The 13345-nt window shown below is 49.7% G+C and carries 10 protein-coding genes and 1 pseudogene; 6 read left to right on the forward strand and 5 right to left on the reverse strand.

All coding sequences use genetic code 11. The features are described from left to right. The first annotated feature begins 4 nt into the window (after positions 1-4). From Q5076_RS04340 to Q5076_RS04360, 5 genes are all read left to right on the forward strand, one after another. Positions 5-1618 carry a RagB/SusD family nutrient uptake outer membrane protein gene (locus Q5076_RS04340; protein WP_303011148.1) on the forward strand — a complete coding sequence of 538 codons (1614 nt, stop codon included), beginning with the start codon at positions 5-7 and terminating at the stop codon, positions 1616-1618. A 25-nt stretch (positions 1619-1643) separates the two neighbouring features. Continuing rightward, positions 1644-2729: a glycoside hydrolase family 18 gene (locus Q5076_RS04345; protein WP_303011150.1), complete on the forward strand. Its 1086-nt coding sequence runs from the start codon at positions 1644-1646 to the stop codon at positions 2727-2729. 14 nt (positions 2730-2743) lie between these two features. Beyond that, entirely contained in the window at positions 2744-3901 is a 1158-nt protein-coding gene (locus Q5076_RS04350; RefSeq protein ID WP_303011152.1) for a DUF1735 and LamG domain-containing protein, read from the forward strand. Positions 3902-3929: 28 nt separating this feature from the next. Continuing rightward, positions 3930-5375 carry a DUF1735 domain-containing protein gene (locus Q5076_RS04355; protein WP_303011153.1) on the forward strand — a complete coding sequence of 482 codons (1446 nt, stop codon included), beginning with the start codon at positions 3930-3932 and terminating at the stop codon, positions 5373-5375. 72 nt (positions 5376-5447) lie between these two features. Further along, entirely contained in the window at positions 5448-6824 is a 1377-nt protein-coding gene (locus Q5076_RS04360) for a DUF4989 domain-containing protein (protein ID WP_303011155.1), read from the forward strand. 551 nt (positions 6825-7375) lie between these two features. On the opposite strand, the pseudogene Q5076_RS04365 reads toward Q5076_RS04360, so the two are convergent. Together Q5076_RS04365 and Q5076_RS04370 are read right to left on the reverse strand one after the other, a co-directional pair. Next, positions 7376-7459: pseudogene (locus Q5076_RS04365) on the reverse strand (transposase); the annotation flags it as partial. Positions 7460-7533: 74 nt separating this feature from the next. Continuing rightward, positions 7534-8415, reverse strand: coding sequence for a hypothetical protein (locus tag Q5076_RS04370; protein WP_303011156.1), 882 nt, complete (start codon positions 8413-8415; stop codon positions 7534-7536). Positions 8416-8664: 249 nt separating this feature from the next. Between Q5076_RS04370 and Q5076_RS04375 the strand changes: the two genes are divergently transcribed. Further along, positions 8665-9723, forward strand: coding sequence for a linear amide C-N hydrolase (locus Q5076_RS04375; RefSeq protein WP_303011157.1), 1059 nt, complete (start codon positions 8665-8667; stop codon positions 9721-9723). 210 nt (positions 9724-9933) lie between these two features. Here Q5076_RS04375 and Q5076_RS04380 read toward each other — a convergent pair whose 3' ends face one another. The 3 genes from Q5076_RS04380 to Q5076_RS04390 all read right to left on the reverse strand — a co-directional run bounded on the left by Q5076_RS04380 (position 9934) and on the right by Q5076_RS04390 (position 13333). After that, complete coding sequence (locus Q5076_RS04380) at positions 9934-11319, reverse strand: dipeptidase (protein ID WP_303011159.1); 1386 nt, start codon at positions 11317-11319, stop codon at positions 9934-9936. Between the two features lie 30 nt (positions 11320-11349). Then, positions 11350-12426: a chorismate synthase gene (gene aroC, locus Q5076_RS04385; protein ID WP_303011160.1), complete on the reverse strand. Its 1077-nt coding sequence runs from the start codon at positions 12424-12426 to the stop codon at positions 11350-11352. A 106-nt stretch (positions 12427-12532) separates the two neighbouring features. After that, positions 12533-13333, reverse strand: coding sequence for a porin family protein (locus Q5076_RS04390; protein WP_303011161.1), 801 nt, complete (start codon positions 13331-13333; stop codon positions 12533-12535). Positions 13334-13345 lie beyond the last annotated feature (12 nt).

A 13345-nucleotide genomic window follows, 5' to 3' on the forward strand; every position in this document is an offset into this window, starting at 1 on the left:
AGGTATGAAAAATATAATAAATAAAATATTCATAGGTTCATTGGCATTGGCTTTTACTTCATGTACGGCCGACTATTTGAACATCAATTCCAATCCTTATGAACCGGGAGACTTGTCGGCCGATGGATATGCGTTGGGGTCAGCGATGAATAATCTGGCAGGTTGCGTCATTTCGCCGGACGTGAATACGGCGCAATTCACCGACTGCCTGTTAGGCGGTCCTATGGGAGGTTATTATGCCACCTCAGGAGCGTTCACCAACACGATATCCAATTTTAACGCGACCGACGACTGGACCAATGTATTTTTGAAAAGCGACAAGATAATCCCCACCCTGTATTCCAATCTGAACCAGGTAAAGATTGTCTCCGAAAATACGAATGACCCGGTTCCTTATGCGATAGCGCTGATTATCAAAGTCGCGGCGATGCATCGCGTAACGGATACCTACGGCCCGATACCCTATTCGCAAATCGGCCAGGACGGTTCCATAACCACCCCGTATGACTCGGAAGAGCAAGTGTACGATAAGTTCTTCGAAGAGCTGAACGACGCCATCCGGGTGTTGACGGAAAATGAAAATGCGGCGTTGGTGTCTACCGCCGACTATGTATATAGCGGCAATGTGAAGAAATGGATTAAGTTTGCCAATTCCCTGAAATTACGTCTGGCAATCCGGATAGCCAATGTCAGTCCGGAGAAAGCCAAAGAGATGGCGGAAAGCGCCGTCGATCCGCAGTATGGAGGCGTTATAGAAGACAATGCCGACAATGCCGCATGGAACTATTTCGGGACCACGCAGAATCCCATTTATGTAGCCACCCGCTACAACCAGGTGCAAGCATCCGAACATGACGGGACCGCCTGCGCCACAGGAGGCGATACACATGCCGCCGCAGACATCATCTGCTATATGAACGGCTATGAAGACCCCCGGCGTGAGAAATATTTCGTTAAGTCAGAGTGGACAGGATACGACTATGTCGGTATGAGACGCGGCATCGTGATTCCCGATTTGAAGACCGTAGGACATAAATACTCCGGAGTGAATATCCTTCCCACCTCTCCCCTGTATTGGATGAACGCCTCGGAAGTAGCCTTCCTTCGCGCCGAAGGCCAGGCAATCTACAATTTCAATATGGGAGGCACTGCAGAAACCTTCTATAAACAAGGCATCAGCCTCTCCTTCGAACAGTGGGGCGTAGAAGGAGCGGAAGAATATATGGACGACGCAGAGAAAACGCCCGAATTGTACACAGACCCCAATGGAAACAATACCTATGGCGAAGCCCTGTCCACAGTTACGGTGAAATGGGAAGAAGGCGATTCGAAAGAGAGAAAGCAAGAACGCATCATCGTCCAGAAATGGATTGCCAACTGGCAGTTGGGGAATGAAGCATGGGCAGACTATCGCCGTACGGGATACCCCGTCCTGATTCCTGCTACAGATTCCGGAAACAAGAGTGGCGGCATTGTCGATTCAAAGAAAGGCGCGCGTCGCATGCCCTATCCGTTGGATGAGTTTGTCAGCAATGGGGACAATGTGCAATACGCCATTGACAACTATTTGAAAGGACTTGATAATATGGCAACAGATTTATGGTGGGCAAGAAAGTAATATGAATATGAAACAGAATATATATATGAAAAACATTATTAAATGCGGAATGGTTGCTTTATTGTCCGCGTCAGTGGCAATAACCTTCTCCTCATGCAATGACTGGACCGAACCGGAGAGCCTCGACCTCCATTCTCCTTCGCTGGAAGAGCAGAATCCGGAACTCTATAAAGCCTATATGGAAGATTTGAGGAACTATAAAGCCGGAGAACATAAAGTCATGTTCGTCTCTTTTAACAATCCGGCAGACTATCCTTCAAATCGTTCCGAACATTTAACGGTTCTTCCCGACAGCATCGATTATATCTCTTTAAACACTCCGGACAATCTGAACCGGGAAATCCAGGAAGAGATTGCAGAAGTAAGGGAAAAAGGCACTAAAGTCGTTTATAGTATCGATTATGCGAGCTTTGAGACCGAGTGGAACGCCAAGCAGAAAGAAGACCCGTCGCTGACGGAAGAACAGGCGTTGGCCTATCTGGCGGAACGCACGCAGAACATGCTGGCGTTGTGTGATAAATACAACTATGACGGAGTTATCATCGACTACACCGGACGCTCCTTAGTCAGCCTGCCGGAAGATGAGCTGGCGGAATACAGCGCCCGCCAGAAAAATTTCTTCGATTTGGTGTCGGCATGGAAAGAGGCGCATGGCGGTAAGAGCCTGGTATTCTACGGCAACGCGCAATATCTGGTGTCCGATAATATGTACTTGTTGGGCAAGTGCGACTACATCATCCTGAAAACCTCCCTTTCTACCGGTTCCGGCGATTTGAGCGTGAAAGCCTATCTGGCGGTGCAAGCGGGGCTGGACGCCGTGGCAGGACAGGAAAATGCGCAAAATCCAGTTCCGTCAGACCGTTTTGTAGCCTGTGTGGAAACACCCCGGCCGGAAGACAAAGAAATGGTCTATGGCTACTGGAATGTGACCGACGATGCCGGCAATAAGCAACTGGCCACGTTGGGAGCGGCCCAATGGGCGGTAGAATCCTCGGCAGACTTTGTCCGTAAGGGAATCTTTATTCTGAATGCCCATAACGACTACTTTGACAATACCCTTGTTTATGAGCATATTCGTACTGCAATTCAAATCATGAACCCCAATAATTAAAAAGAAAGATAAATATGAAACTGTTTAAATATAGCGTTACGCTTTCCTTATTTGCAGCTATCATAGTGAGCGGTTGTAAGTCGGACGATATTGACAATGAGCATCACTATGACAATAAGTTGTACGTCAGTTCAGAAAGCGTCTGCAGCGATTTGTTGATAAAAGCGGATGTGGTGGAAGCCTCTCGTGAGATATCCTACAGAATAGCTGCGCCGATAGGAGAAGACATTCAAATCAACTTCGACGCCGCTCCGCAGTTGGCCGCTACCTATAATCTTATTTACAAAGATGACGCCGTCGCCCTAGCCGACAAATACTATGAGATACCGCAGAAGACGGTAACCATCAAGGCGGGAGATATCAGCAGCGACAATGTGGTCGTTAATTTCAAGAATACCAACGAGCTTGACGATTCGAGACGCTACGTATTGCCGGTGACTATAACGGATGCGGGCAATATTTCCGTCCTGGAAAGCAAGCGGACAGTCTACTATGTATTTAAAGGAGCCGCCCTTATCAATGTCGTGGCCAACATACGCAAGATGTACTTCCCAATCAATTGGAAGAGCAATGTGTACGGCCTCTCTACGGTGACGGTCGAAGCGTTGCTCCGCGCCAGCGACTGGGTGGACGGACGCGAGAATGCGTTAAGTTCGGTATTCGGGATAGAAGGCACTTTCCTGATTCGTATCGGAGATGCCGACCGGCCCCGGAACCAGTTGCAGTTGGTCGCTCCGGGCGGAAACTTCCCGTCTCCCAATGCCGCACCCGGACTGCCGACTAACGAATGGGTGCACATAGCGGTGGTTTATGACGCCACTTCGGGCGAACGCATCTATTACCAGAACGGCGCGGTAGTGGCCTCGGATAAAGGAGCGTCCGGTTCCTTCTCGCTCAGCAGCGGATGCTACATCGGTTATTCCTATGACGCCACTCGTTGGCTGCCGGGCGAAATTTCAGAGTTGCGTGTCTGGAAAAAACAGCGGACAGCAGAAGAAATCGCATCGGGCATGTATTACGTAGACCCCGCAACAGACGGGTTAATCGCATATTGGAAATTTAATGAAGGAACAGGCAATGTTATCCACGACCATTCGGGCAACGGGAATGACATAACAGGTTCCGCCGTTCCGGAATGGGTAAATGTAGAATTGCCGGAGAAGGATAATTAATAGTCTAACCAAGTTAAGAAAATCAGATATGAATATGAAATACTTTAAATCCGATTGGCTGGCGGTTGCCATGCTGGCAGGCGGGTTAGGGTTATTTGCTTCCTGCGCCGATGATTTGGAAGTAGGTAAACCCATTGACGAAGGAGCTTATGATAAAGTCTATTATAACAACGCATACTTGCGTGATGTGAAGTCAAACCTGTCGTCGCCGGTCGTAGAGTTGTATAGTAAAACTTATACGACTTCCGTGAAAATAGGCCTGACTAAATCGCCGGACGGGGGCACGTCGGCAAAAGCCGTTATCGATGCGGATTATTTGAAAAAATACAATGAAGAGCATGAGACGGATTTTGAACTTTACCCGCAAGAGCTCGTTTCGTTCGACAATGACGGAATCTTCACCTTTGACGCAGCCGCCAAGACCGGTGAAGTCGGCCTGACAATCAAAAGCGAAGACGAAGGCGGAACCCAAGTCCTGGAAGGTAAGACCTATGCCGTTCCCGTGGGGATAACCGAGCCGAGCGCTGATTTGACGATAGAAGACGAAAAGGCGAGACATTGCGTATATCTGGTGAAAGACATGCGTAACGCTTCCGATGCCTGTAAAGGAGAAGATGCGGTGAAAGGTTTCCTCTTCTTCGAAGTGAACGGAGTGAATCCGTTGAATACACTCTCCTTTGAGCTGGAGAACGGGAAACTTCTGTGGGATGCCGTCGTACTTTTTGCCGCGAACATCAATTACGACAGTGACGCCGGACGTCCTTACGTAAAATGTAATCCGCAAGTACAATTCTTGCTGGACAATAACGAAACCTATCTCCAGCCGTTGCGCAAGAGAGGCGTTAAAGTCTTGCTGGGATTGTTGGGCAATCACGACATGACAGGTCTGGCACAGCTTTCCGACCAGGGAGCTAAAGATTTCGCACGCGAGGTAGCCCAGTATTGCAAAGCCTATAATTTGGACGGTGTCAACTATGACGACGAATACTCGACCTCTCCGGATTTGAGCAACCCGGCGTTGACGCAGAAAAGCACGAAAGCGGCCGCCCGTTTGTGTTATGAAACGAAAAAAGCGATGCCCGATAAATGGGTGACGGTGTTTGACTATGGTTATATGTATGGAGTCGCTTCCGTAGACGGCGTGGATGCCGACGAATGGATTGACGTGGTTGTGCCTAACTACGGAGGGTCTGCCTCCCCTATAGGAAATATGGGTTATGAAAAATGTGCAGGCATGGCTATGGAATTGAACCTTGGCAGCGGCGGTTCGTTGACCGGTTCCAGAGCCCAAAGCCTGATGAACAGCGGATACGGATGGTTTATGGGCTTTGCCCCCAGTCCGGAAAAATACTCCAGTATCTTCTATCGTTTTAATGGAGGTCCGGAAGTCCTGTACGGTGCGGCATTGAAACAGCCGACGATTTTCTATAAGCATCAGGACCCGACCCAGTATAATTATCCGGATGATTTATAAATAAAACAATAAGGGTGTGCCGGTAAATGCCGGCGCATCCTTAATCCGATTTACCATTTAAATACTCAATACATGAAAAAATACTTGAAATCCAGTTTTATGCCGGCATTGGCCTTGTTGGGAGGTTTGAGCCTCCTAATCGGTTGTGCGGAAGAAGAAGAGTTGAATTTGACGACTTATCCGGGAAGCTCCGTCTCCGTTACCACATCGGGAGATTCGGGCAACTCTTCGGAAATAAAAATTGAAGCGACATACGACGAAGCGGGACAACTGGTCCTGAGCTCGCCTTTGAGACGTACATGGACGGTGAGCCTGGCAACGCCCGCTACGGAAGACGTGACTTTGCAGATAGAGCCGTTGATGGTGAACATACCTGAAGATAAAGTCGAGATAAGCACGAGAGAGGTTACCATTCCGGCGGGATTTGTTTCGGCCGAAGTCGAAGTCGGCATCAAAAACGACGATTACAGCTTTGTGGCTGAAGAATTGAAACCGCAAGTCTATGAACTAGGCTTGAGAGTTGTCGGAAACATGCAGAGCGAAGGAAAGGCGGTTGTGAATAAAATCTCATACAATACCGTTTGTTCGTTAGCCGGTGAAAAGGGAAATTCCGTTTCGTTCACCCGGCTTTATAAAGACGGGGCGATTGTAGGCGGGGATGCCCTTTCCTATACATTTAAGATGGTGTTGGACAGGCCGGCAAAGAATGATTTGAAAGTGCATTTCGATATGGAAGGAGTTGCCGACGAATTTATGGGAAATGTAACCTTCTCCCCGTCTGCGGATATCACTATCCCTGCCGGTGAGGTGGAAAGCGGGGATATAACCTGGGGCATCTCAAATGATTTTCTGCTCGCGAATCCGGAGGAAGAGACGTTTAACCTTGTCCTGAAACCGGTGATTGAAGCATCGGAACTTGTAAGCTTGTCTCCGGAAGCAGGCGAAATAGCCGTCGAAGTAAGAAAGGTCACTCATTCCTTAGAGCTGGCTACCGGAGCTTTATCTAACTGGGAAAGGCTGGAACGTGACGGCTGGAGCGTAGAGCTGGGTGACGGTTTTTCCGGTAACGGGACGGATTTGGTCGATAATGCCGTGTACACTTATGTATCCTATGTTGAAAGTGAAGGCTCACAATTCGAGATTGTGATGGATATGCAGAAAGAACAGGCTATTACAGGTATCCAATGGCTGTCTCACGATGAATTCAGTTATTCCTCGTGGGTTTATGTCTATTATTCTCCGGTTAAGATGGAGATTCAGGTTTCTTCGGATAAGACGCAATGGGAGTCATTGGGAACGATTGACGAGCTTCAAGAACAGCAGGAACGGTTGTATTTCAATCTGCTGGTTCCTTCGACAGCCCGCTATATCAAATATATCGGCACTGTTGATTCCAATCTGGGCGCAACTGAAATAGAAGAGATTTATGTATATGGCCCGAAAGAATGATGATGGCAAAAGAATGACAGTGACGAAAGAATGCGGTGAATAGCATATTGCATTTAAGTCGCTGTTGAGCGGTTGAGTACCGCTGTTTATCCTTTTTTCTCTACTTTTCGATTTATTTCCTTGTGACGGGATTGTATTATACAATCCGGCAAGGAAATAAATCGTTGTTTAAATAAAGTCGATGTACATGTTTCCCGTTTGGTTCCGTACGTTTGGAACTGGAGTTTCAATAGCTTGAAACAATAGTTTCATGCGCTTGAAACTTTAGTTTCGTTTAAAAGGAAACTACAGTTTCTTGCTTATGGAACTACAGTTTCTTGCTTATGGAACTACAGTTTCTAACTGTTGAAACTATAGTTTCTCGCCGTTGAAACTTCCGTTCCCCTTATTTGATTGCTGAATAAAACCCTGTAATGCACCGGATAATGCTGATTACCTGTTAGTTATGCTTCGCCGGATTGACTGTTCCGGTTTGAAACAACGTTGAATATGAAACAATGGTTTTTACCGGGTTTTGACGGGTCAACGTAAAAACCTGAGGGATTCATAGATTAAGCATAAATATTTGTTAGCCTGAATAGAAAGAAAGCCCTGTCCTTTACTCCTCTGAACTGTGTTCTGAACTCCTTGATTTTGACCGCTTCTTGCCTGTACATGCAGGAAGACGTGCCGTCAACCGGGACAGGATGCGTCCCTTCCCCCTGACATTTTATCTCGGCCGTATGGGAATGGAAAAACGGGGCGGTGCGATTGTCGGGCCGCTGCCGCCGCTGTCGCGCTTATCGAAAACGGCGTTGCGAAGAATCTCATACAGGATTCCGCCGACGTCCAGCCCCAGCGTGAATTTGTTGAAACGGTAAGAAGGGATTACGACAGGAACCGTTTCCCACCGTCCTCTCATGGCATCGTAATACCGCTGCACTCCCATTTCCATATTGAAACGGTCGGACATATCGACGGATATCGTCGCGCCGTAATTGTGGGTATTCATTCCGTAAGAATTCCCGATGCCGTATGAACCGAAGGCCTTGAAAGCTACACGGTCGGAAGCATGGTAAAGCAATGCGCCGGAAGTGCTGAAAGCCTGTCCGGTACTATGCGTCATGTTTATCTTCATGGCATAGGCCTGAAGTTGCAGTTCGAATTTGTCATTGAAAATATGTCGGTAACCCAGTGAGGCGTTGTTGAAACGTCCGATGCCCGGTACGCTTGTCTGTTGTCCGGAGCCGAACAACGCCCCGTGGGAAAACTGTTTCAATATGCCGCCGGTACTGTAATCTCCTTTGAAACGGGGAGAAGGGTTGGTTTGGTAAGGAAGGCGGATTTCCCCTTTCCGCAGGAAATTTAGCGGAAGGTGCAGTTGCCCGGACGGATATAAGGGGGCTATGTCCGTCTTTCGGAAAGAAGATATGCCGGGTACGGAAGAATGGAACGGCATGCTTTCCGGCCGGATCGATATGCTGTCGCGGAGGATGCGGATGCTGTCTTTCTTTTCTTGTGCCGGGAGTGACAGAGGAATAAGAATCAGCAGGAAGAACAGGCCCGCGTGAATCGGGAACCGTGGAGTGTTAATCTTTTGTGCCATATACATCGCCCTCCTTTAGTTTAGTGTTATACTTCTATTTACAAAAATAACGAAAAGCCGGTTGAATGGCAAACAGCGGATGATATTTCATCCGGACTGCAAGTTTTTTTAACTTGGGAGAGCGGAAAGCCGTCGGGAAAGCATCCGGGCAAATTCCTTATTTTCATTAAAATTCTTCTCTTTTCCAAGCAATAACGCCTGCCGTTTGTTATTCCGGATACATGGGAATATTAACTGTTTAAAAATTAGAAGAATATGAAGAAGAAACTGACCGGATTCGCATTGTTGCTGGCTGCCGTCTCCTTGGGAGGCATGCAGCCTGCGGAAGCGTGTACACGTGCCGTCTACATCGGTCCGGACCAAATGGTGGTGACCGGCCGTACGATGGACTGGAAAGAAGATATCATGTCAAACATTTATGTATTTCCGCGCGGTATCCGGCGTGTGGGGCATAATAAGGAAAAAACGGTAAACTGGACTTCCAAATACGGGAGTGTAATCGCAACCGGGTATGACATAGGGACTTGTGACGGAATGAATGAAAAAGGGCTGGTCGCGAGCCTGCTTTTCCTTCCCGAATCCGTTTACTCTCTTCCCGGCGATACCCGTCCGGCGATGGGAATCAGTATTTGGACCCAGTATGTGCTCGACAATTTCGCCACGGTGCATGAGGCGGTGGAGGAGCTGGAGAAGGAGACTTTCCGGATTGACGCTCCCCGCATGCCGAACGGAGGCCCCGAATCTACCTTGCATTTGGCTATTACCGATGAGACGGGGAATACGGCTGTCCTGGAATATCTGGACGGGAAATTGAGCATTCATGAAGGGAAGGACTACCGGGTGATGACGAATTCCCCGCGCTATGACTACCAGTTGGCTATCAATGATTACTGGAAGGAGATTGGCGGGTTGCAGATGTTGCCGGGAACGAACCGTGCGAGCGACCGTTTTGTACGCGCCTCTTTCTATATCCATGCCATTCCGCAGACTGCCGACGCGAAAATCGCCGTTCCCGGAGTATTGAGCGTGATGCGCAATGTGTCCGTTCCGTTCGGTATCAATACGCCGGAGAAACCTTATATTTCCTCTACCCGCTGGCGTTCCGTCTCCGACCAGAAAAATAAGGTGTATTATTTTGAGTCTACCCTGACGCCGAATTTGTTCTGGCTGGATTTGAAAAAGATTGATTTCAGCCCGAAGGCGGGGATAAAGAAGCTGTCTTTGACAAAAGGGGAAATCTATGCGGGGGATGCGGTGAAAGACTTGAAAGACAGCAAGCCGTTTACCTTCTTGTTCCAGACTCCGGCCATGTAGCTTGGGCCGTCTTTGAGACAAAGAGGGGCGAAGCTGGGATGAGTATGCAGGATAGTTACGGATGGGATATGCAAACATAAAAAGAACTGCATCATAACTCGGAAACAGAGTTTGATGCAGCTCTTTTTATAGCCGTCAGAGGCTGTCAAGTTCCGGATTAAAAGCCCGCTTTCTCTAAAAATGAGTGCTGGCGTTCCTTTCGCTTGCGGCTTATGTCCTTTTTTCCCCGTCTTGCCGTCTGGCATATTCCTGATGGAATTCTGCCACGGCTTCTATGCCTTTCCGGAAAATGTCCAGTGAGAAGTTCTCGTTGGGTGAGTGGATGGCGTCCGATTCCAGTCCGAATCCCATCAGGACGGTCTTGATGCCCAATACTTGTTCGAAAGTGGAGATGATGGGAATGCTGCCGCCCCGTCTTACAGCCAGGGGCTTCTTCCCGAAGGCAATTTCAAATCCTTTCTCGGCTGCCTGGTAGGCGGGAAGGGAGATGGGGCAGACATACCCCTGTCCTCCGTGCATCGGGGTGACTTTCACTTGCACCGTATCGGGGGCAATGCTGAGGATGTAGTCGGCAAACTGTCGGGATATCTTATGATGTTCCTGGTGCGGAACCAGCCGGCAGGATACTTTGGCGCAGGCTTTTGAAGGAAGGACGGTTTTCGAACCTTCTCCCGTATATCCGCCCCATATCCCGCATACGTCGAAAGACGGGCGGCAACTGTTGCGTTCCAGCGTGCTGTATCCCTTTTCCCCGGACACTTCTTTCACGCCGATTGCCTCTTTGTACTTCTGTTCGTCGAAAGGTATGCGGGCAATCATGTCCCGTTCGGCTTGCGGCACTTCTTCCACATCGTCGTAGAAGCCGGGCACGGTGATGCGTCCGTCCGCATCTGTCACCTTGCCGATAATCTGGCAGAGCACGTTGAGCGGATTGGCTACCGCACCGCCGAAGTGGCCGGAATGCAGGTCGCGGTTCGGTCCCGTCACTTCTATTTCCCAATAGGCAAGCCCGCGCAGGCCTGTAGTCAACGAAGGCAGTTCCGCCCCCAGCATGCTTGTGTCCGAAACGAGGATGACGTCCGCTTTCAGGAGTTCTTTATGCTCTTCGCAGAAGGCTTCCAGGCTGGGGGAGCCGATTTCTTCTTCTCCTTCGATGATGAATTTCACGTTGTTCTTCAACAGCCCGTTTTTAAGAAGGTATTCGAAAGCCTTCACTTGGATGAAAGACTGCCCTTTGTCGTCGTCCGCCCCGCGCGCCCAGATGCGTCCGTCACGTATTTCCGGTTCGAACGGCCGGCTTTTCCAGAGTTCCAGCGGTTCGGCGGGCATCACGTCATAGTGGGCGTAAACCAGTACGGTCTTGGCGTCCGGGGAGACCGTCTTCTGGGCGAAGACAATCGGATTCCCTTTGGAGGGCATTACCAACGCTTCGTCTGCTCCCGCTTCGAGAAGCAGTTGCGCCCATCGTTCGGCGCAGGCCAGCATGTCGTCGTGATGTTCGGGCAGGGCGCTGATGCTGGGGATACGAATCAGGCTGAACAGGTCTTCCATGATTCGGGATTCGTTCGCTGCGATGTATTTCTGAATTTCGTTCATATAGGCAAATTAGCGTGTTAGGTGATGGTGTCAGAGTTGCGTTGTCTTGTCCAGCAGGTAATAGTCGAGTATCGTCATGGCGGCCATCGCTTCGACGATGGGCACGGCACGGGGGAGCACGCATGCGTCATGGCGGCCGCGGGCTTTCAGGGTCGTGTCTATTCCGTTGATGTTCACGGTTTCCTGTTCCATCAGCAGGGTGGCTATCGGCTTGAACACGACGCGGAAATAGATGTCCTGTCCGTTGCTTATGCCTCCCTGGATGCCGCCGGAATGGTTGGTATGCGTTTCAATCCGCCCGTTGTTATTGTAAAAGACGTCGTTTTGTTCGGAACCTTTCATTTTCAGTCCTTTGAATCCTTCGCCGTATTCAAACGCTTTGGCGGCGTTGATGCTTAGCATCGCGTTGCCCAGCGCTGCGTGCAGCTTGCCGAAAACCGGTTGTCCCAGTCCGATGGGGCATCCTTTGATGACGCAGGTCAGCGTGCCGCCGATGGTGTCGCCTTCTCCTTTCACCTTATATATAAGGTCTGCCATTTCTTTTGCCTTCTCCGGGTCGGGGCAACGCACGTCATTGGTCTCTATCAGGTCGAGGTTGTAGTCGGAATAGCTTCCCTCCAACTTGATGGGGCCTACTTGCGAGGTATAAGCGGTGATGCTGATACCCAGTTGGCGGAGGGCGAGCTTTGCCAGTGCGCCCGCCACGACGCGGGAAATCGTCTCGCGCGCCGATGAACGTCCGCCGCCGCGGTGGTCGCGGATTCCGTATTTCACGGTGTAAGTGTAATCCGCATGTGAGGGGCGGTACACGTTTTTCAGGTTGTTATAGTCATCGGAATGCTGGTTCTCGTTCCATACGATAAACCCGATGGGGCATCCGGTGGATTTTCCTTCGAAGATGCCGGAGAGGAATTCTACTTTATCAGGCTCTTTGCGTGCTGTGGTGAGGATGGATTGGCCGGGACGGCGGCGATTGAGCTCTTGCTGTACAAATTCTTCGTCAATCGTGATTCCGGAAGGAAATCCGTCGATAACTCCCCCGACTCCTTTCCCGTGAGACTCACCGAAACTTGTCAGTCGAAAAATGTTGCCAAATGAATTAAACATAGTTGTGGCTTTTTTAAAATTATATCATTGCAAATATAACAAACTTTTTGATAAGAAGCTCGGGTTCTTGAAATATCTTCGAAAAAGGGAATGATTTGCCTCGCTTTCAAAATACGTACCCGAAACCGATGTTCAGGTATATGGGGTACATGGAGAAACTGATTGTGCGGAAATCTTTTTTAAAGATATCGTTCAGTCCCCAGGTAAGGTCTGCGTATATGTTGAGGTGTTTGAACGCGCGCCATTCCGCTCCCGCCTGCAGCCCCCACTGGAAGCGCCTTAAATCGCCTGAGAAATCGTAGGTGGCTATTTTGCCGTCCGTGAATTCCGCTTTGGGGCCGGTAGGGTTGTCCTCACGCAGGTATCCTTCGTACACATGGCCCGAAAATTCTTTCGAAAGCAGGTACGAAAAGTAAGGGCCGGCTTTTATGTGCCAGCGGCCGCTTATTTTGTAGGCGGCTGTCAGGGGGACGGTGAGCCCCGCGGTGTGTACTTTGGTCTTTACGCCTCCTGTCCACATGCCGCTGACCCGTTCGCCTCCTTGTCCCAGAATTTCCATGCCGTAGTTCTTTACGGTGGCTTTGGTAGTCATCGCCTTGTTTTCGAGCCGCAGCCCGACGGTGACGCCCAATTTGTCCCGGACGGCGAACCATTTGGTTATTTCTCCTCCGATACTGATAGCCAGGGTGGGATTGTAGCCGTCTACCGAACGGATTTCCACAGGCAGGGGCAGCGGTGCCGTGCCGCCGATGTTGAATCCTGCTTTTATCTCGTATTCCAGTCCGCGGAGGGCGGAACGGACGAGTGTCTCGTTCCTGTCAACCTGGGAGTAGCCGGGCAGGGCTGTCCCTATGCATACCGACAGGCAGAAGATGAAAGAAAAACGGTTGAATCTTGTTGTTTTCATAAAAATGGGTTT

It is taken from the genome of uncultured Bacteroides sp. (genome assembly GCF_958445495.1).
Classification (GTDB): Bacteria; Bacteroidota; Bacteroidia; order Bacteroidales; family Bacteroidaceae; genus Bacteroides.